General features: G+C 63.0%; 16 protein-coding genes. 10 read left to right on the forward strand and 6 right to left on the reverse strand.

The features are described 5' to 3' along the window. Window positions 1-142 precede the first annotated feature (142 nt). The gene (locus FQ755_RS04490) at window positions 143-982 is read right to left on the reverse strand and encodes a YkgJ family cysteine cluster protein (protein WP_313957408.1); all 840 of its coding nucleotides are present in this window, start codon (window positions 980-982) and stop codon (window positions 143-145) included. Between the two features lie 35 nt (window positions 983-1,017). Beyond that, on the reverse strand, window positions 1,018-2,247 hold the full coding sequence (locus FQ755_RS04495) for a DUF2252 domain-containing protein (protein ID WP_144151338.1): 1,230 nt from the start codon (window positions 2,245-2,247) through the stop codon (window positions 1,018-1,020). Window positions 2,248-2,649: 402 nt separating this feature from the next. On the opposite strand from FQ755_RS04495, the gene FQ755_RS04500 reads away from it, so the two are divergent. From FQ755_RS04500 to FQ755_RS04525, 7 genes are all read left to right on the forward strand, one after another. After that, window positions 2,650-5,157: a response regulator gene (locus tag FQ755_RS04500; RefSeq protein ID WP_144151340.1), complete on the forward strand. Its 2,508-nt coding sequence runs from the start codon at window positions 2,650-2,652 to the stop codon at window positions 5,155-5,157. Window positions 5,158-5,170: 13 nt separating this feature from the next. Then, entirely contained in the window at window positions 5,171-6,103 is a 933-nt protein-coding gene (locus FQ755_RS04505; RefSeq protein WP_144151342.1) for a DUF72 domain-containing protein, read from the forward strand. A 147-nt stretch (window positions 6,104-6,250) separates the two neighbouring features. Further along, entirely contained in the window at window positions 6,251-7,306 is a 1,056-nt protein-coding gene (locus FQ755_RS04510) for an NADP-dependent oxidoreductase (protein ID WP_144151344.1), read from the forward strand. A gap of 83 nt (window positions 7,307-7,389) precedes the next feature. Beyond that, complete coding sequence (locus FQ755_RS04515; protein ID WP_144151346.1) at window positions 7,390-8,931, forward strand: methyl-accepting chemotaxis protein; 1,542 nt, start codon at window positions 7,390-7,392, stop codon at window positions 8,929-8,931. Window positions 8,932-9,075: 144 nt separating this feature from the next. Beyond that, complete coding sequence (gene argS / locus FQ755_RS04520) at window positions 9,076-10,659, forward strand: arginine--tRNA ligase (RefSeq protein WP_222105709.1); 1,584 nt, start codon at window positions 9,076-9,078, stop codon at window positions 10,657-10,659. Then, the gene (locus tag FQ755_RS37955; RefSeq protein ID WP_260858296.1) at window positions 10,541-10,816 is read left to right on the forward strand and encodes a DALR anticodon-binding domain-containing protein; all 276 of its coding nucleotides are present in this window, start codon (window positions 10,541-10,543) and stop codon (window positions 10,814-10,816) included. The genes argS and FQ755_RS37955 overlap by 119 nt, the downstream gene beginning before the upstream one ends. A 641-nt stretch (window positions 10,817-11,457) precedes the next feature. Continuing rightward, a complete protein-coding gene (locus tag FQ755_RS04525; protein WP_144151543.1) occupies window positions 11,458-14,145 on the forward strand; it encodes a TonB-dependent receptor in 2,688 nt (895 codons plus the stop codon). Between the two features lie 95 nt (window positions 14,146-14,240). Here FQ755_RS04525 and FQ755_RS04530 read toward each other — a convergent pair whose 3' ends face one another. Then, on the reverse strand, window positions 14,241-14,885 hold the full coding sequence (locus tag FQ755_RS04530) for an HD domain-containing protein (protein WP_144151348.1): 645 nt from the start codon (window positions 14,883-14,885) through the stop codon (window positions 14,241-14,243). A 52-nt stretch (window positions 14,886-14,937) separates the two neighbouring features. Continuing rightward, the gene (locus FQ755_RS04535; RefSeq protein WP_144151350.1) at window positions 14,938-15,189 is read right to left on the reverse strand and encodes a hypothetical protein; all 252 of its coding nucleotides are present in this window, start codon (window positions 15,187-15,189) and stop codon (window positions 14,938-14,940) included. 102 nt (window positions 15,190-15,291) lie between these two features. On the opposite strand from FQ755_RS04535, the gene FQ755_RS04540 reads away from it, so the two are divergent. Beyond that, window positions 15,292-16,074 (forward strand): AraC family transcriptional regulator, encoded by a 783-nt coding sequence (locus FQ755_RS04540; protein WP_144151352.1) that lies wholly within the window; start codon window positions 15,292-15,294, stop codon window positions 16,072-16,074. Between the two features lie 154 nt (window positions 16,075-16,228). Then, window positions 16,229-16,654 (forward strand): PRC-barrel domain-containing protein, encoded by a 426-nt coding sequence (locus tag FQ755_RS04545; RefSeq protein WP_144151354.1) that lies wholly within the window; start codon window positions 16,229-16,231, stop codon window positions 16,652-16,654. Between the two features lie 190 nt (window positions 16,655-16,844). Here the strand turns inward: FQ755_RS04545 and FQ755_RS04550 are convergent, their stop codons facing one another. Then, the gene (locus tag FQ755_RS04550; protein WP_144151356.1) at window positions 16,845-17,354 is read right to left on the reverse strand and encodes a GAF domain-containing protein; all 510 of its coding nucleotides are present in this window, start codon (window positions 17,352-17,354) and stop codon (window positions 16,845-16,847) included. A gap of 147 nt (window positions 17,355-17,501) precedes the next feature. Next, complete coding sequence (locus FQ755_RS04555; protein WP_144151358.1) at window positions 17,502-18,257, reverse strand: DUF899 family protein; 756 nt, start codon at window positions 18,255-18,257, stop codon at window positions 17,502-17,504. A 504-nt stretch (window positions 18,258-18,761) separates the two neighbouring features. Here FQ755_RS04555 and FQ755_RS04560 point away from each other — a divergent pair. Continuing rightward, window positions 18,762-20,270 carry a diguanylate cyclase gene (locus FQ755_RS04560; protein ID WP_144151360.1) on the forward strand — a complete coding sequence of 503 codons (1,509 nt, stop codon included), beginning with the start codon at window positions 18,762-18,764 and terminating at the stop codon, window positions 20,268-20,270. Window positions 20,271-20,286 lie beyond the last annotated feature (16 nt).

A 20,286-nucleotide genomic window follows, 5' to 3' on the forward strand; every position in this document is an offset into this window, starting at 1 on the left:
TTGTCCACAGAATTCGTTGACAACACTGTGGACAACCCCGCCAAATACCGCCCAAGCCCCTGACGCGGAACGACAATCGCGCCGCGTCCTCGAGACTTGCACCTTGCCCCGCTCGCACCAGAGAAGGCAACCGGGCCACCCGCTAAGCCTGCGCCGGAAAAAACCCAAGATACTCGAACGCCGCCTCTCCGGAAGCATCCACAAAGTCCCCGAGCGCCCCCACCGACACCAGTGTATCCACCGTCGCACGCCGATTCGATACGAAACGCCAGGCTGGCGCCTGCGCCGACGATTGCGCATCAGAGGCATCAAGTGACGCATCCACCACGCCCTCGGCACTCACCTTCCGCAACGCCGCCAACAACACCTCCCGCGCCGGCGAATGCACCACGAACCCCTCATTGGCCAACGCAGCCGCATCGATGCCCAGCAGCGCACACAACCTCTGCTTGAGCGGCGCATCCGCCGCGTCGGCCGCGCGTGACTTTTCGGTCAACGCCACCGTGGCCGCATCCACCAGCCGCCCTGCCCGCACCAGCGGCGCGAGTCCCGGCGTCCAGGCTTCCGGCGGGCAACCCTTGCTGGCAGGCTCCAGTTCAATGAACGGATTGATTTCCGCCGGATAGATCCGGCAGACGAAGGGCCGTTCCTCGTAGATGCCGCAGCGCATGTCGGCCTGCAGGTTTGGGCACGGCCCAACAAACGCCCCCGTCAGGATCACGACGATCCGCGCCGGCAAGCTGCCGCTCAGCGCCGCAAACGACCGGCGGCGTTTATGCGCCGCCAGCAGATTGTCCGCGGCAGGCTCTTCCGGCCAGGGCAACGCCTCGCACAGAAGCTGCACCTCGTTGCCGCGCTCGAGCCATGCGAGCGCTTCTGTGACGGTCAACGGCAAGCGCAGATCGTGACAGCAATTGCCGCACATCGTGCACTCAAAATCGATATCCATACTCATATTCAAATCAGCGTTGCACCGCGCCATGCGTCACCCGCCGGCGGCAGGTCCGGCGCACTCTATCACGCGGCGGCGTCGAGCGAGTAACGCCTGCAATGTTCGAGGTAGCCGGCCTCATGGCCGCTCACCAGTTCGACGATGCTCTTCCAGAGCCACGGCGGCGCGTCGATCGTCTTGCCGCGGTTGCGCCGCAGTTCGCCGAGCCACGCCTTGCGTTCGATATCGTCCATCTGCCGAGCATGCGCCTTGCCCACGACCAACGCCAGAAAACGCGCCGCGCGCATCGCCTCGTCGCGCGTCAGTTGTTCGATGGTCAGCTTCATATCCTGCGGCAACAGCTCGCGGATCACCACCGAGCGTTTGGCGAGCCGCGCGGCGCGCATCCGCTCGCCGAGAAACGGCGCGAGATGGCGCGCGCCCTCCACCACCCGCTGCGCGTTGTCGCGCGGCATGGTGGCGTCGGCATAGCGCGGCGCGGCCGCCTGCGCGGCTTCCTTGATGTCGATCAGGCACAGATCGTCGCCGTCGAGCGCCGCACCGTCGACGTCGAGCAGCACCGCATAGCGCAGACGTCCAAGCGAACTGCAGCCCTTCACCCAATAGGCCGCGTCGAGCACGGAGACCTTGGCCTCGTCGTCCTCCGAACGCAACGCCGTCGCCAGACCCGCCATCGTGCGTTTCTCGAACAGCGCGACGATCTCGCTGCGCTCGCTTTTCGACAGCGGCCAGAAACGCTTGCCAAGCGGAATTTCCGGCTCGACGTCTTCGATGCGTTCTTCGGCCAGGTGTTGCCATGAACGTCGCACAGCCTGCTTCATGACGACGCGCACCGCTTCGGGTTTTTCGGCCTGGATGTCGTTGTGGTCCGAGGCGTCGTCGAAGGCCCGTTCGTAACCGTCAGCGAGGGCTTCCATCATGCGCACGGTGGTCACTCCCGGCAGATCCGAGCCGCGCGCGGCGGTGGCGAGCGACAGGCCGAGGCGGATCAGATCGTGCGCCGGATTGCCGATCACCGTCTGGTCCAGATCGCGAATCTGGATTTCCACGCGGCCTTGCGCATTCGCCACCGGCCCGATGTTGCCCGCATGGCAATCGCCGCAGATCCACACAGCGGGCCCTTCCGGCAGCGTGTGATTTTCGATGCCGTCGAGCCATTCATAAAACTTGGTGGTGTTGCCTCGCACATAGGCGTGTGCCGAGCGCGCCATCTTCGCGTTACGGCGCGCAATCAGCAGATCCTGGCGGGCGTCCGGCTTGGGAAGTCCAGTACGTGTGGCGTTTTTCTTCGGCATGGTGGTGGGTTCGAAAGGCGATCGGTTGAGCGCCGGCCAATCACCATGCCACAGCCCGAATCGGCAAACAACCATACGGCGACGCGGAACAACGTCCACGTAGCTAAACCCGACGCCCAGGAACGCGATTTGCTACCCATCGGCTGACATCGCAGCCCGATCATCCGTCTGGAGTAATGCCTCTGTGCCGCGAAGCCCGCACCGTATGCCGTTCAAACCTGCCCTGCCCGAGACGGGCTCCCGTCATCTGGAAGTCGATGTGGCCTACAATAATTTTCTGTTCTCGAACACGTCCGACGCCTCACGCGCGTGAGCGGCCCGCGTCCCTGCGCCGCGAGCCAGGAGCGCTGCCGCCGCACAGCCCGAACACGCTCATCACAGTGATCAAGGTGGAGCAGAACCATGCCATTCACGGCAGACGACCACGGCTGCCCCGGCTGGAAAGGGGAAATGGCCGAACGCATCCGGGCTTACGACTGGAGCGCGACCGAACTGAACGCCATCGACGAATGGCAGCAAAGTCTGGTCGCCGCCGTGCAATTCGTACTCGGTTCGCCCCTGCCGCTCGTGATGCTGTGGGGCCAGCAAGGCTACATGGTCTACAACGACGCCTACGCGGAATTTGCCGGCGGCCGCCATCCTTACCTGCTGGGCAGCCCGGTGGAAATGGGCTGGCCGGAAGTGGCCGCCTTCAACCGCAACGTAATGGACACCTGTCTGGCCGGCGGCACGCTGTCGTACCGTGACAAGGAACTCGTGCTGCTGCGCAACGGCCGTCCCGAGGACGTGTGGATGGACCTCTACTACAGCCCGGTGGCCGATGACAGCGGCGCGCCGGCCGGCGTGATCGCCGTGGTGGTGGAGACGACCGGCCGCGTGCTCACCGAACGCTCGCGGGAACGCGCCGAGGCCGCGCTGCGCGAGGCCAACGAACGCCTGCAGCTCGCGCTCAATACCGGCGCCGTGCTCGGCACCTGGGTGCTGGACGTCAAGACCGACATGCTAACGGGCGACGAACGTTTTGCCCGCACCTTCGGCATGGCGGCCGAGCAGGCGCGGCAAGGCGTCACGCGCACCGCGACCGGCGAGTCGATTCATCCTGACGACCTCGAATACGCGCATCGCCTGACGACCGAATCCATCCAGACCGGCAAGCCGTACCGGGCCGAATACCGGCTGCGCCGTGCCGATGGCGAATACATCTGGGTGCAGGCAAACGGTCAATGCGAATTCGACGCAGACGGTGCGCCTTACCGTTTTCCCGGCGTGCTGATCGACATTCACGAACGCAAGATCGCCGAGCAGGCGTTGCGCCAGCTCACGGAAACGCTCGAACAACGCGTGACGGACGCCGTTGCAGCGCGCGCGCTGGCCGAAGAGCAATTGCGCCAGGCGCAAAAGATGGAGGCGATCGGCAGCCTGACCGGCGGCGTCGCCCATGACTTCAATAACGTACTGCAGGTAATCAACGGCAATCTGCAGATGCTTGCCGCCGAGGCGGGCGATCACCCCGCTACGCAGCGCCGTATCGCGGCGGCCACGCAGGCCGTCAAACGCGGCGCGCAACTGGCCGCACATCTGCTCGCCTTCGCGCGACGCCAGCCGCTCTCGCCCGCCGTGCTGAATCCGCGGCGTCTGCTCGACGGCATGAGCGAGATGCTGCACCACGCGCTCGGCGAAACGATCCGCGTCGAAACCGTGCTGGGTGCCGATCTCTGGAACGTCCTCGCCGATCGCAACCAGCTTGAAAACGCCCTGCTGAATCTCGCCATCAACGGCCGCGACGCGATGCGCGGCGAAGGCACGCTCACGATTCGCGCCCAGAATCTGCTCGTCAGAGGCCGCACCGACATACCTGATGGGGAGTACTTAGTATTTTCCATCGGCGACACCGGCGTCGGCATGCCGGCTGAAGTGCTCGAACGGGCCGTCGAACCGTTTTTCACCACCAAGCCCAACGGCCACGGCACCGGCCTTGGCCTCAGCATGGTGTTCGGTTTCGTCAAACAGAGCGGCGGCCACACGCTGATCGACAGTGTGGTGGGTCAAGGCACGACCGTGCAGCTCTATTTCCCGCGCTGCCACGAAGCCGAGACCGTCGAGTTCCTCGACCAGACCGAAGCGCCGGCCGGCGGGCGCGAGACGATTCTCGTCGTCGAAGACGATGCGCAAGTGCGCCTGACCGCCGTCGAAATGCTGGCGCAACTCGGCTATAAAGTGCTGACTGCCCCGGATGGCGACGCAGCGCTCGAATTCATCAACAGCGACGTACCGCTCGACCTCGTGTTTACCGACGTCGTGATGCCCGGCACCGTCAAGAGCGTCGAACTGGCGCGGCTGGCCGCGGCGCGTTCGCCCGCGGTGCCGGTGCTGTTCACCTCCGGCTACACGCGCGACGAGATCTTCCATCACGGCAAGCTCGACTCTGGCGTGACACTGCTCAGCAAGCCATATCGCCGCGACGATCTCGCCCGCAAGGTGCGTGGTGTGCTCAACGCGCACCGCGCCGCACTCGTGGGTGGCCCCGCTGCGCCCTCCTCTGCCGCGACACGCGTGCTGCTGGTGGAGGACGATTCGCCGTCACGCGAGGCGATGGGCGAACTGCTGGCGACATTCGGCCTGCAATGCACCGCCGTCGGCAGCGCCGAGGAAGCGCTGGCGCTCGCGCCCGCGCATCGTTACGACATCCTGCTAAGCGACGTCACCCTGCCGGGGCTTTCCGGCGACGCGCTCGCCCGCACGCTGCGACATGCGCAACCGGATCTGCGCATCGTGCTGATGTCGGGCTTCGGCGAGCAAGCCGACATCGGCGAAGCCATCCCTGGTGCGCGTCTGCTGCCCAAGCCGTTCGATATCGCGACCCTGCGCCGTGAACTGGCGGGAGGGTCCGCACAAACCGAAGCGGGTTAGCTGACCGGCAACGATGAACATTCAGTGCGGCACCGCCGGATGGACCGATAAAACGCTGATCGCCTGCAAGCGTTTTTATCCGCGCGGCTGCAGCACGGCTCAAGCGCGGCTGCGTTTCTATGCCTCGCGGTTTCCGCTCGTCGAAGTCGACTCCGCCTACTACGGCATGCCTTCGGTGACGAATTCCCTGCTATGGTCCGAACGCACGCCGCCCGGCTTCACTTTCAATTTCAAGGCGTTCCGGCTTTTCACCGGGCATCAGACTTCGCCTGACGCGCTGCCGAAAGACATCGCGATGGCGCTCGGCACATCCGCCGCTTCCGTGACGCGCAAGAAAAACCTCTATTACCGCGATCTGCCGGTGGAGATTCGCGACGAGATGTGGCGACGATACCTCGAAGCGCTCGAACCGTTGCGGCAGACAGAGCGGCTCGGCGCAGTGCTGTTCCAGTTCGCGCCGTGGATCACCCGCGCGCCGCAGGATCTCGCGCATGTCGACGAATGCGCGGCGCGTATGGCGGGCTATACGATGGCGGTCGAATTTCGCAATCAGTCGTGGCTCGACGAACGCCAGGCGCCCTCGACGCTGGCGTTTCTGCGCGAGCGGCAGCTGGTGCACGTCATCGTCGACGCCCCGCCCGGTGTGACGAGCCGCGTTCATACGGTGTGGGACGTCACGAATCCACAACTCGCGATGGTGCGCCTGCATGGCCGCAACACCGCCTCGTGGAGCCCGGGGTCCGGCGCCTCGGCGTCGGACCGCTTCAACTACGATTACAACGACGCCGAACTCGACGAACTGGCGGCGTCGATTCGCACCATTGCACCCCGCGCCGCCAAAACGCACGTGATCTTCAACAACTGCTTCGAGGATCAAGGGCAGCGCAACGCGCTCAGCATGATCGGCAGGTTGGGCGGCGCGGCATCTGTCGCGCCGCTCGATTGACCGGCCTCGCCACACGGTCCCCGGCGAGCATGTCGCCGCGTCTGAAGCAAACCGCGCTTCGATGCAAAATGCTTCCACCTGCCGCCGCCCGGTGCTCGCGGCCGGTGCTCGCGGCTGCGCGCCCCCATTTCCAGAAAGGACACATCCATGACAACGCAACATGCAACCCAGGTCGTTCTGGCCTCGCGCCCCACGACACCTCGCGCGAGTCTCGACAATTTCCGCGTCGAAACGGTGCCGATGCCGGTCCCCGAAGCCGGTCAGGTGTTGCTGCGGGTGGATACGCTGTCGCTCGATCCGTATATGCGCGGCCGGATGAACGACAGCAAGTCATACGCGAAACCCGCCGAGGTCGGCCAGCCGATGCCCGGCGAAAGCGTGGCCACGGTGCTCGAATCGCAAGCCGCGAACTTACGGCCCGGCGACGTGGTGCTCGCGCAAGCCGGCTGGCGCTCGCACGCGGCGCTGCCTGCTGCCGGGCTCAGGAAGCTCTCGCTCGACGGTCTGCAGGCCTCGGCCTATCTCGGCGTGCTGGGCATGCCGGGTTTTACGGCATGGTCGGGACTTGAAGTGATCGGCAAACCCAAAGCGGGCGAAACGCTGGTGGTCGGCGCGGCGACCGGACCAGTGGGCTCGCTCGTCGGGCAACTGGCGAAACAGGCGGGGTTGCGCGCGGTAGGAATCGCTGGCGGCCCGAAGAAATGTGCGTATCTGCTCGACGAACTGGGCTTTTCCGCGGCTATCGATCATCGCTCGCCGGAGTTTGCGCAGCAGCTTCAGGCCGCGTGTCCTGACGGTATCGATATTTACTTTGAAAATATCGGCGGCGCGGTCTGGAACGCGGTGCTGCCGTTGCTGAACCAGTACGCGCGAGTACCCGTATGCGGGCTGATGGCGCAGCAGTCCGGCAAGCTGGAGCACGACACCTCGACGGATCATCTGGCCGTAACGATGCGCGCCGTGCTTACGCGCAGTCTGCAGATCCGCGGCTTTATCAACTACGAATTCACGGAGCAGTACTTCGATACGTTTCAGCATGATGTCAGCGCCTTGCTGCGCGCAGGAAAAATCAAACATCAGGAAGATGTCACCGCCGGCCTCGAAAATGCACCGCAAGCATTCCTCAATATGCTCGACGGAATAAACTTCGGCAAGGTGCTGGTACAGGTGGCGACGGATCGGGATATTAGCCGGCAAACATAAAGTTTCGCCGCGCGCCGCCGATATTGACGGTAATACCGGACTGTCTGGTCCGGACGTCAACTTTGCCGGAGCGCCCTCCCCTTATGTTTTCCCGACTTTCGATCAAGGTCCGCATCTGGGCGACCGTGGGATGCCTCGTCGCGCTTCTGCTCGCGATTGGCGTGTTGAGTCAGTTCAGCACCGATTCCGGCCGCACCGCCCTGCGTGAAACCTATTCCGTCCAGCTCGCCTCGGCGGTCGCGATGGGCGACAGCAAGTACAACCTTGCGATTGCCCGCGTGACCATGGACCGCGCGCTGCTGCACCCCGAATCGCCCGATCTGCCGACGCTGATCGCCAAGGTACACGGTTATCTGACCACCTCCAAACAGGCCCTCGCGCGCTATCTCGCCCAGCCTCACGACCCCGAAGAGCAGCGCCGCGCCGATCTCGTATCCGCCAATTTCGACAAGCTGGTCAGCGAAGGCATCGATCCCGCCGTGCAGGCGCTGCAGCGCGGCGACGCGAAAACGGCCGACACGATCACGATGAACACCATGCCGGTGTTGTCGCTCGCGCTGACCAAAAGCACCGATCAACTGAACACCTATCTGCTCAAGCGCGGCGCCGACAACTACGACGGCTTCCAGCAGACGCTCAAGACCATGAGCATCGTATCGGCTGCGGCGATGCTGTTGGGCGTCGCCGTCGCCGCCTTGTGCGCGTGGGGCCTGCAAAAGGCGATCTCCGTGCCGCTCGCCGATGCGGTACGCGCCTGCTCAGCGATGTCGAAGGGTGACCTCACGCATCCGATCGCAAACGCCGGTCACGACGAAATGGGGCATCTGATGCGCGCCCTCGCCGCCATGCGCGACGGCTTGTCAGGCACGGTGTCGTCCGTGCGTGACGGCAGCGCAAGCATGGTCACCGCCACCCAGGAAATTGCCGCCGGCAACGCGGACCTGTCGCGGCGCACCGAATCGCAGGCTGCGGCGCTCGAACAGACCGCCGCCAGCATGGAACAACTGACAGCCACCGTGAAGCAGAACAACGCCAACGCCAGCCACGCCAGCGAACTCGCGCGCCAGGCCTCGGAGATCGCCGCGAGCGGCGGCGGCGTGATGGATCAGGTGGTGGGCACGATGGCCGATATCCACGTTCAATCGGAAAAGATGTCGACCATCATCGGCGCCATCGAAGGCATCGCCTTTCAGACCAACATCCTCGCGCTGAATGCCGCGGTCGAAGCCGCGCGGGCCGGCGAACAGGGGCGCGGTTTCGCGGTGGTCGCGAGCGAAGTACGCACGCTCGCGCAACGCTCGGCCGCGGAGGCGAAGGAAATCAAGAGCCTGATCCAGGCGGCGGCCACGCGCGTCGACGACGGCACGGGTCTCGTCGAAACCGCCGGCACCACCATGCAGCAGATCGTGCAGTCGATCCGCCGCGTCAGCGACATCATGACCGCGGTCGCCGCGGCATCCGGTGAGCAAAGCGACGGCATCGAGCAGGTCAACCGCGCCGTCTCGCAGATGGACGAAGTGACCCAGCAAAACGCGGCGCTGGTCGAACAAACGACGGCAGCAGCGCTCTCGCTGGATGAACAGGCGAGGACGCTGCAACTGGCGGTGTCGCGCTTCAGGCTCTGAAGCGCAGATTGGCAAAGCGGTTGTGTGAGCGGTTGAGTTACATTCGGGAGTGCGGCGCGGCGTCGAGGTTGCGGGTTTCCTGCATACGTCCGCAAGCGGCGCCGCCGTCATGGAATTCAACACGAAAACTCACTACGCCGATCGATGCCGAATCAAACCCTGCTACAACTTCTCAATGCCCGCGTCCAGGAAGCGCTCGCGGCCGCAGGCTGTGCGGACGCTTGCGCCAATGTTCAAGCCGCGAGCCGTCCCGAGCACGGCGACTATCAGGCCAACGGAATCATGGCCGCAGCCAGGTCGCGCAAGCTCAATCCGCGCGAGCTGGCGCAGTCGGTGGTGGAGCACCTTAAGCTCGACGGCATTGTCAGCCGCGTTGAGATCGCGGGCCCTGGCTTCATCAACCTGACGATTGCACCGGACTATCTGGCGCGCTGGGTGCGAACCGCGCTCGACGATGCGAGCGGCCTCGCCGTGCCGCGCGTGAGCGGTCAGGACGCGCAATGCGTCGCGATCGATTACTCGTCGCCGAATCTCGCCAAAGAGATGCACGTGGGCCATCTGCGCTCGACCGTCATCGGCGATGCGCTCGCGCGCGTGCTGCGCTTCGTCGGCCACAAGGTCGTCGCGCAAAATCACGTGGGCGACTGGGGCACGCAGTTCGGCATGCTGACGGCTTGCATGGACGAAGCCAGTCACGACGATGCATCGAGCCTCGCCCTCGCCGACCTCGAAGTGTTCTACCGGCACGCGAAAAAACGCTTCGACGAAGATCCCGCCTTCGCCGATCGCGCGCGCGACTACGTGGTCAGACTGCAGGGCGGCGATCCGCGTGTGCTCGAACTATGGAAGCGTTTTCTCGACGCCTCGATGAGCCATTGCGAGGAAATCTACCGCCAGCTCAATGTAGGCTTGACACCGGCCGACGTGCACGGCGAAAGCGCCTATAACGACGACCTGCCCGTGGTGGTTGCGGATCTGCAGGCCAAAGGCCTCGCCGTCACCAGCGACGGCGCCCAGGTGGTGTTCCTCGACGAGTTCAGCAGCAAGGACGGCGTGCCGGCCGCGTACATCGTGCAGAAACAGGACGGCGGCTACCTCTACGCCACCACCGACCTCGCCGCAATACGCTATCGCACCACCGCGTTGCAGGCCACGCGCCTGCTCTACGTGGTCGACGCCCGCCAGAAACTGCATTTCCAGCAGGCCTTTGCCGTAGCGCGCCGGGCGGGCTATGTGCCGGCAGGCGTGCAACTGGAACATGTGGGTTTTGGCGTGGTGCTGGGCGACGACGGCAAGCCGTTCAAAACCCGCAGCGGCGACACCGTCAAACTCGCCGAGCTTCTCGCGGAAGCCACCCAGCGCGCCTTTGATCTCGTCACCGAAAAAAGTCCGGAGTTGCCGGAAGCCGAGCGGCGCGCGGTGGCCCGGGTCGTGGGCATCGGCGCGATCAAATATTTCGATCTCGCCAGGAACCGCAGTACGGATTACGTCTTCGACTGGGCCAGCATGCTCTCCTTCGAAGGCAACACCGCGCCTTACCTTCAATACGCTTACACGCGTAATCAAGAGCGTGCTGCGCCGCGCCGGCGAGTGGGACGCCAATACGGAAGTGACACTCGCGGAACCTGCCGAGCGGCAACTCGCACTGCAACTGGCGCGCTTTGCCGACGCCGTGCTGGCCGTCGCGCAGGATGCATTGCCGAATTACCTGTGTGCCTATCTCTATGAACTCGCCGCGTCTCTCATGCGCTTTTACGAGGCGTGTCCGGTGCTCAATGCAAGCGGCGAGACACGCGCCAGCCGTTTGCAGCTATGCCGCCTGAGCGCCAATACGCTGCGCACGGGACTCGGGCTGTTAGGCATCGAGGTTCTTGAAGCCATGTGAGGATGTGACGACGTGGCAGCGAAAACCGCCGCGCGCAGGGATTAGAGAAAATCCTCTAGACGCGCGTGCGGTGGTCACATCTGCAAGAAAACAACAAAATTTATTTCTATCAAACAAATTTTGACTGCGCCATTGTGGCTTGATAATGTTTGCAACCAATCGTAAGGCAGATCGAAAAGAGACTTGGTGGGGCGGTAAAAGACGCTGTTTTAGCAGCGTCGCCAAAAGGCGGTAACGCAAGAAAGCCGTTCTTCGCAGCTGGAACGACGCGTTACAGACCCGGCAAACCGCTGAGCCCATCAGTCGAACAGGATTCGAATAAAGCATTTCGTAAGGAATGCAAACTATTTTTGTGTGCTTGACAAAAAGGTGCGATCGCCGTTAGCCCGAAAGAGGCTGAATCTCGATACGCGCCTAGCAAGATAAAAAACGCTGCGCAATCCGATAATAAATGTTTAGCAGTCCGATACTACTAAATACCAGGCTTCCTCGTTGGCCGGGCCGTGCGATGCGCGCAGCCCCGCGTGAGGAAAGCTGCTGACGGAATCCGGCGGATGCTCGCCGTGCATAGAGTGGAGAGGTCCAAAAGGCCTCTCTTCACACAACAGCGTATGGCCTTACTGACAAGTGTGAGGGGAATGATGAAACAAAGGGCATTAGCAGTCGCCATCCGAAGAATAATCTGGGCCGAGTTGGCACTGACGACCGCGATCGCCGCTCCGGCGTTTGCGCAAAGTACACCGGCGGCACCAGCGGCAGCGGCTTCGGGTACTGCGGCTGCAGCTGCTCCGGCAGCCGCTTCGGGCGCGGCAACCACGACGGACAACAAGAACGTCAAGCAGCTGCAAACGTTCCAGGTGACGGGTTCGCTGATCCGCCAGGCGGACAAGGTCGGGTTCAACCAGGTCCAGGTGGTCTCGCAGAAGGATATCCAGAGTTCGGGCGAGCAGAGCGTGGCAGACTACATGCGTTCGGTTACGGCCAATTCGGCTAACAGCTGGGGTGAAGCCAATGCCGACAGCTTTGCTGCAGGCGGCTCCGGTATCGCGCTGCGTGGTCTGAGCGAAAAGTACACACTGGTGCTCGTCGATGGGCAACGTGCTGCGCCGTTCGCCTTCGCGGTCAACGGCACAGACCAGTTCTTCGACCTGAATACGCTTCCGCTGAGCGCGATCGATCGCATCGAGGTCGTCAAGACGGGTGCGGTGTCGCAGTACGGCTCGGACGCTATCGCCGGCGTCGTTAACATCATTACCAAGCACGATTTCCAGGGCCTGCAACTCGACGGCGGCTATGGTGCGTCCACGGACGGCGGCGCTGGCACGACCAAGTTCAGCGTCCTCGCCGGTTTCGGCAACCTGGCATCGGATGGCTACAACATCACTGCGACTGCCAGCGTCTACAAAGACAACGGCTTTACGCTCGCGGACCGCGACACGACCGAAAATCAGGACTTCACGGGCCGCGCCTTCGGCGGCAACGTCCAGACGCCGACCTATCTTCTGAATGCAGCCACGGGTCTGTCGACCGTGCCATTCAATTGCACCGGCACGGTGGCGCCCTTCTCCTCCAGTCTGCCGGTGGTGCAGGCGGGCGCGGTCACGGCGGGTAACGTGTGCCTGAAGAACACGGCCGAAGACTATTCGGTCGACCCGATGACCGAACGTTATAGCTTCAAGGTCCACGGCGATTTCAAGATCAACGACCAGACGACGGCATATGCCGACTTGTGGGAAAGCAACAACAAGACGACGACGAGCGACGGCCCCGTGCTCCTCGGCAACGGTCTGCAGTACAACGCAGCCACGAAGACAGTTAGCCCGTATTCGACGATTCTCCCCGCCAACAATCCGTATAACTCCACCGGCGTGGCGCAGGAACTGTTCGGTTCCCTGCCCTCGACGTATAACTCGGTGACGGACTCGAACTTCTGGCGCGCGGCGATGGGCGTAAAGGGCACCTTCTCGGTCGGCAAGGAAGACTGGGACTGGAACGCGGCGTACACGCATTCGATGAGCACGGTAAGCAATACGCTCAACGGTGTGGTCAACGTGAATGGCCTGAACAACGCGCTCAATAACGGTACGTACGACTTCTTCAATCCGTCGGCCACGCCGGGTGTCCTCAACAGCATTCTGCAATCGGCGGACAACCTCGGTATCTCGAAGCTGGATGCTGTGGATGCGACGTTGGCGACGCCGAACCTGTTCCATCTGCCTACCGGCGATGTCGGCTTTGGTCTGGGTGCGCAGTTCCTGCACGAAAGCGAGCTGATCGAGGAAGGCGGTGCCTACACGACAGGTGCGGTGCTAAACCCGAACCTGCAGGAAGTGGCCGGCGAACGCAACGTTGCCGCAGTGTATTACCAGGTTGACGTTCCGCTGATCAACAAGATGCTGACGTTCAGCCAGTCGGGCCGTTACGACCATTACAGCGACTTCGGCGGTGCGTTCTCGCCGCGTTTCGCCCTGCGCTTCCAGCCGATCCAGCAGTTCACGACGTACGCTTCGTACACCCGTGGGTTCCGCGCACCGGAATTCCTCGAGAACACGAACTCGTCGAACCTCGGCATTCAACCGGACCAAACTACGGGTCTGGAAGAAAACGTCATCACCAAGGGCAATCCGAACCTGCAGCCGGAGCGTACGAAGAATTACAACGTCGGCTTCGAACTGTCGCCGACCCGTACGACCGACGTGGGCTTCGACTGGTACAAGATTCACGTCGACAAGGCAATCGGTACGGCCTCCGATCCGGCGGCTACGGTCTTCAACGCAGACGGCTCGATTGCGTACGAAGTCAACACGTACGAAAACCTGGGCTCGTTCGACACGGATGGCTTCGAGGCGACGTTCTCGCAATCGCTGCCGACCAAGATCGGTACGTTCAAGATCTCGGCTGACTGGGCCTACGTATGGCACTTCAAGATCGACGGTCTGGCTGGCGTGACTTCGGAAGACGGCGCGGGTAACAACCTGACCTTCGCCCAACCGTTCGGTGGTTCGTTCCCGCGCTGGAAGGGCAATACGGACCTGTCGTGGACGTACCACCAGTGGAATGCCGATCTGGCATGGCAGTACACGGGGCCGTACGCAAACGCATTTGCCGATTACTCTCCGTCGTCGTTCAGCCAGTTCAACCTGAATGTGGCGTATACGGGCTTCAAGCACTGGACGATCTACGGCGGCATCAACAACATCTTCAACAAGGCGCCTCCGTACGATCCGTCATGGCTGAATGCAAATTCGGCTACGTTGACCGGCTACGACGAATCGCTGTACACGTACCTTGGCCGTTTCATGCAGATCGGCGCAACCTACAAGTTCTAATCACGCAGTAAAACAAGCAGTACTAATCTGATGTTCCTCTCGAACCGCTCCGGCTTCCCTTCTCACCGGAGCGGTTTTTTTTGCGCATTCCTCAATCAGATTTCATCCGCGAATTCATCTAGAAAGCGCTGCAGGCGCTCATGGCGCACGCTCGCCAGCCGGGCACCTGTCGTAGTTCGAAACCCCGACGCCAGCTTGAGCAGCTTGACGCGGAAATGATCGAGCGCATAGCGCCGGTCATCGAGTGGCCGCTCCGACGCGTGCGGATCGGACGGGTCGTATAAGGCGCTACCCATACGGCCGGCAACGTAAAAACATCGCGCCACGCCGAGCATGCCGATCGCATCCAGCCGGTCCGCATCCTGCAACGTCTTCGCCTCCAATGTCACCGGTTCGATGCCGGCCGAAAAACTGTGTGCGGCGACGGCATGCGCCACGGCTTCGATCTGCGCCGGTGGCCAGTCGAGTTCGGCTAGCACGCGCGCGGCTTTTTCAGCTGACAAACGCGAGGCCTGCGCACGCTGCGGCGAATTCTTTTCGGTCGGCACGCAGTCGTGCAGGATGGTCGCCGCGCACAGCACCTGTGCATCGCCGCCGTCCTGCGCCTGAATGGCCGCCGCATTTTTCCAGACGCGCTGCAGATGCGAGCTGTCGTGCGAACCGTCGCCATGCGCGTCGCCCGCGTGTGACAGCAGGGTTTTAGCCAGATCGTGGAAAGGGAAAAACGCGGGTTGTGTCATGAGCCTGGCCGCTAAAGTGGGCCGGCGATTATCGCCCGCTTACGCCACTGATTCAATGCGCCTCGACCAGATCACGCAGCGCCGCATCGCGGACCTCCAGCACGTCGAAGATCCCTAAGGCCCGCAGCGCCGGCAATGCATCGACGATATCGCGTTCGGCGCCGGCGCGAGTTTGCGCGGGGGCGGCGTTATCCATCCATGTCCGGGCATTGATGAGAAAAGCGCCCACGGTGCCTTTGCGAACGGTCACGCCGTCGAGGTCGCATTGATTGATAGGGTCCGGCAAAAGGTCTTGTGCTTTCATGATGGTCTGTCCCAGCTTGGTTGCGGTTGGAAAGACTCCACTCTAGGTGGACGGGTCAGACGCGTCTCCGGTATAAAGGCCATTCGATACGTCGTTTCGGCCATGACCCAACCTTTGATTTCTCCGCAACAGGCGCAGTCCGCTGACGGTCCGTTCCTCATTGCGGTCGAACAGACCGGCGCGGACATCCGCGTCACGCCCTCGCATGCTCACGCGCGCGGCCAGTTGCTCGGCGCACTGCACGGGCTGCTCTCGGTTGGCGTCGACCAGCAGCAATGGGTCGTGCCGGCGATTCATGCGGTATGGATTCCGCCCCGTCGTCCGCATGCGCTGCGTTCGCACGGTGCCTATGCGGGCTGGAGCGTCTATGTCGAGGAAGCGGCTTGCGCAGCGCTGCCTGCAGAGCCTTGCACCGTTCGCATGTCCGGATTGTTGCGCGAAGCCGTGCGGCGTGCCGCCAGTTGGCACGACGCGATCCTGAACGATGCCCAGCTTCGCGTGGCGGGCGTGATCGTCGATGAAATCCGCAGCCTGCCGCGCGAGCGTCTGGGTTTGCCGATGCCGCAAGACGCGCGCTTGCAACGCATCGCCCAGGCGCTGATGGACGATCTCGCGGACAACCGGCGCCTCGAACAATGGGCTCAATGGGCCGCGCTTTCGCCGCGCACCTTGAGCCGCCGTTTTGTCGAAGAGACGGGTTTCAGTTTCGCCGAATGGCGGCAACAGGCGCGTCTGCTGCGCGCGCTCGAAATGCTCGCGGCGCAGACGCCGGTCACGACCGTCGCGCTCGAACTCGGCTACGACAACGTCAGCGCCTTCATCGCCATGTTCAGACGCGCGATGGGCGCGACGCCAAGCCGCTATTCGTCGGAACAGCCACTTTAGTGCAGCAAAGCCGCCTGAAAGGTATGATGACCGGCCGTCCCTGTGGATCATCCATCGCGGGCGTGCTGCATAGCCGTGACGCAGAGTGAACGGCGTCGCGGCAAGCGGGATGCAAGACCTGCCAAAAACCGAATCTAACCACGGAGTGAACGATATGGCTTTGCACAAGGCAGTATGGGTAGCAGTGGCGTTAGCAGCATCGATCAACGCGCACGCACAGGTCGCCGGCACACAGCCTCTGAGCGTCACCGTCGAGCAGTCCAACGCGCTTCTGCAGGGCTGGAGCGTGAAGAAAAGCGTGCTGGGCAAAGCGGTCTATAACGACCAGAACGAAAAGATCGGCTCGGTGCGCGATCTGATCGTCGCGCCGGACGGCTCCGTTTCGGCGGCCATCATTTCGGCAGGCGGTTTCCTCGGCGTCGCCACGCATGACGTCGCCGTGCCGATCGCCGCACTCGATGTCCGCAGCGGCAATCTGTATCTGCCGGGCGCCACCAAGGACGCGCTCAAGGCGACGCCGGAGTTCCAGTACGCCAAGGTGCAATCGCCGCCCAAGCCCAAAAAGGCTCAGGCGCAGTAACGCGGTTTCCCGCATCGTGATTCGATGCTGGTTGCGGCTGAGAATCTCCCAGCCGTGGCTGTCGAAAGTTCAGTTGCGCGGCTGCGTGGCCGCGCGCTGAAACGCGGGATGCGGCGGGCGAACCCATCCCTCAGCGGGCCTCTACTCTATGCAGAGATGCGCATGGGCGAACGCCCACGCGGGATGAGTATTACTTCGCCGCGCCGCGCGACCATGCCAGTTCGACAAACACCCGGCACAGCGCTTCCATGCCTTTGGCGTCTTCGTCGTCGAAGCGGGCGATCAGCGGACTGTCCACGTCCCACACGCCGATCAGCGTGCCGTCGGCGGCAACCAGCGGTACTACGATTTCCGACTGCGAAGCCGAATCGCAGGCAATGTGGCCCGGAAACTCGTGGACGTCGCGCACCACCTGCGTCTCGCGCGTTTGCGCGGCGGTTCCGCACACGCCTCGGCCGAGCGCGATGCGCACGCACGCCGGCTTGCCCTGAAACGGTCCGACCACCAGTTCGCGCCCGTCGAAGAAATAAAAGCCGGCCCAGTTCAGTCCTTCGAGCGAGTTGAAAATCAGCGAAGAGAAATTCGCTGCATTGGCGATGCGATCGCTTTCGTCGGCGAGCAGCGAGCGCGCCTGGGCGACGAGTTCTTCGTAGTGGGCCGGTTTGGAAAGTGTCGATGAAGCGGTGGAAACCTGAAACATGATGCAGTCCGTAGCGGAAACCAAGGGAACGGAGCGGCCCGGCGTTGCGCCGATGAGGCCATCCGTCATGCGAACGCGTATCTTACGCCGGTCAGCCGGCCGGCGTGGCGTTGGCACCGCTACGGACCCGGGTATGACCCGCCATGGCTAGTCGCAGCAGCACGAGCCGGCTGCGCCTCCCGGCGTCCCCGGCGCAGTGTCGTATTCGAGCTGCGGATACCAGTCCGCGCCGCGGCCGCCGGGCGTCATGTCGAGCACGGTCCACAGCGGCATGATGTCGGGCGCGCCACGCGGATCCTGACCGGGGTCAGCCGACTCCGCACCCATCTCGGCGCCCCAGAAATGCCGCAGCACGCCGTCCGCGCGCGTGAAGACGTTGAACGCCGGCACGTCGTCGCCATCCGGGTCCTCGCCCGCATACTCGCGATTGAAGCTATTGCCACCCGACGAATACACCGGCAAATGGCGCCAGCCGCGTTCCTCCCTGAAGGCGAGGAGGCGTTCGACCGGCGAGCGAGCGATGACCGCAAACGCCACCCGTTGCAGGATATCGGCCATCTCGCCGTTGAGTGCGCCGAGCGTCGACGTGCACATCGGGCACGAACGCTCGCGCTTCGGTCCGTACATCCAGTTGTAGGTCACCAAGGTGTCGTGCTTGCCGAACATTTGCGTGAGCGTCACAGGGCCATGCTCGCCCTCGAAGCGGTAGTCCTGCGGCACCACTCCGCCCGGCGGCAAGGCACGCCGCTGGGCCGCGACCCGTTCGATATGGCGCCGCAGCTCGATTTCCTCGGCCAGCAGCGCGTTGCGCGCCTCGCGGTACTGCGCGCTTTCGCCCGGAAAGCGCGGCGGCAATTGCGCCAGTTGAGTGGCCGGTCGCAATGCTTTGTTCGTGTCGCTCATCGGTTATCTCCTGACAGGTTGAGAGAAAATGAGGGCGCAAAGCGGCAGCGTATTATTCGTACCGCCTCGCCTACAAAATCGCCCTCTATCTACGACGAACCGTAAAGCGGAAAATCGACCGCTTCAGGCGATAACTTCGTTAAAGATTAAAACGCGTGTTCCATAAAGAAGGGATTGTCGGAATAAAGAGAAAGATGCGACACTGCCTGAAAAGCAGCAGCCACAACCGATCAGCGCGCCTCGCGGTTCGGCTTCTGTAAAAATCAAACGGCGGTTTGCGATGCGTATGGCTTTCGGGTCCATTATGACGCCGTTCCATATAGGGGATAACCATGGGGCACACCGGCATTCAATCCGTGAGATTCAAGTTATTGCCCCGCCTGCCGTAGATCAGATTATGTGGACTCCCGCATAAAACGCAGCCAAGAAAGCTGTGAACCGGCCAAAGCCTCTCTGACGACTTTCGCTCCCCTTCCTGACTTCCGGGGTCAAACCGTGCGCCGCTTGCCCAAGCTGACACATCTCGTGCTTTTCGCCGTCGCGTTCCTGGCGCTGCACGTGATCGCGCTGCGGGTGTTGGCCTACCAGGCGACGCTGGTGACGTATCCGTTCATGGTGCTGGCGCCGTTGCTGGCCTGCGCGAGTTGCCTCTGGCGGGCCACGGTCGAAGAGCGCGCGACGCGCTCGCCGTGGATTCTGCTGAGTGCGGGCATGGCGCTATGGACCTGCGGCATCGTCCTCAGCGCCTGGGAAGAGATTTTCCAGCATCTCCCGGAGAGCGTCGCGTGGTTTTCCGACTTCACGTACTTTCTGTATGGCGTGCCGGTGCTGCTGGCGACCTCGTCTGTCTCCGCGAAACAGCGCATGCCGTTCTTCATCTGGATGGACGCCGCCCAGGCGCTGATGACCGGCTTCCTCGCCTATGTCGCGATCTTTTCGGTGCTGCCGTTTTCGGACACCCCGCTTGAGCCGATTTCCGCATCGACGCTGGTCCTCACCTACAACGCCGAGAACTGCATTCTGGCCGCGGCCGCGACGCTGCGCCTGTTCGCCCAGCCACGCGGACGGGAGCGCCGCTTCTACGTGGTCCTGTGCAGCTTCCTGTGGATCTACGCGATTGCAGCCTACGTGTATAACAATTCGGCCGTGCAGACGGACGAGCATTTCGCCATCGACGCCCTCGTCGACGTGCCGTTCCTGTTCCTCACCGTGGCCACCATGGCGCAGCGATGGCTGCGCGGCGACGTCGAAGAAGCGCCGCAGAAACAGACGCTCGCGCTGTTCATCGAGAACGTCAGCCCGATTTTCTATACGGTGGCGCTGCTCGTCCTGAGCATCTCGCTGATGCGCCAGCACTTCCATGTCGGGACCGTGGGTGTGTTTACCGCGCTGGTGGTCTACGCGACCCGTTCGACCACGCTGCAAGGCCGCTATATCCGCGTGCAGCGCGAATTGCACGAGGCTCGCGACCGCCTCGAACAGATGGCGCTCACCGACGCGCTCACCAATACCGCCAACCGCCGCCGCTTCGATGAGGCGCTGACGCACGAATGGAACCGGGCGATACGCAACCGGCATCCGCTGGCGCTGCTGCTGATCGATATCGATTACTTCAAGATGCTTAACGATCGCTACGGGCATCCGGCCGGCGACCGCTGCCTCGTCTCCGTCGCCCTCGCGCTGCAGTCCGCCTTGCCGCGCGCCGGCGACCTGCTGGCACGCTACGGCGGCGAGGAGTTCGCGGTGATCCTGCCCGCCACCGACGAAGCCGGCGCCTACCTCGTGGCCTCGGCGATGCAGGCAGCGATCCAGTCGCTGAAAATCCGCAACGAAAGCTCGACGGGGCTGTTTGTCACCGTCAGCGTCGGCGCGGCTGTGTTCGAAGCGCCGCAAACCAGCATGGCCGAAATCCTCGAAGCGGCCGATCAGGCGCTCTACCGCGCCAAACAGGGCGGCCGCAATCGCATCGAAGCGACCACCCAGCGCGATTTTCTGCGCAATGGCACGCGATAATCGAACCGGTAAAGCG

This window comes from Paraburkholderia sp. BCC1885 (assembly GCF_900996235.1).
GTDB lineage: Bacteria > Pseudomonadota > Gammaproteobacteria > Burkholderiales > Burkholderiaceae > Paraburkholderia.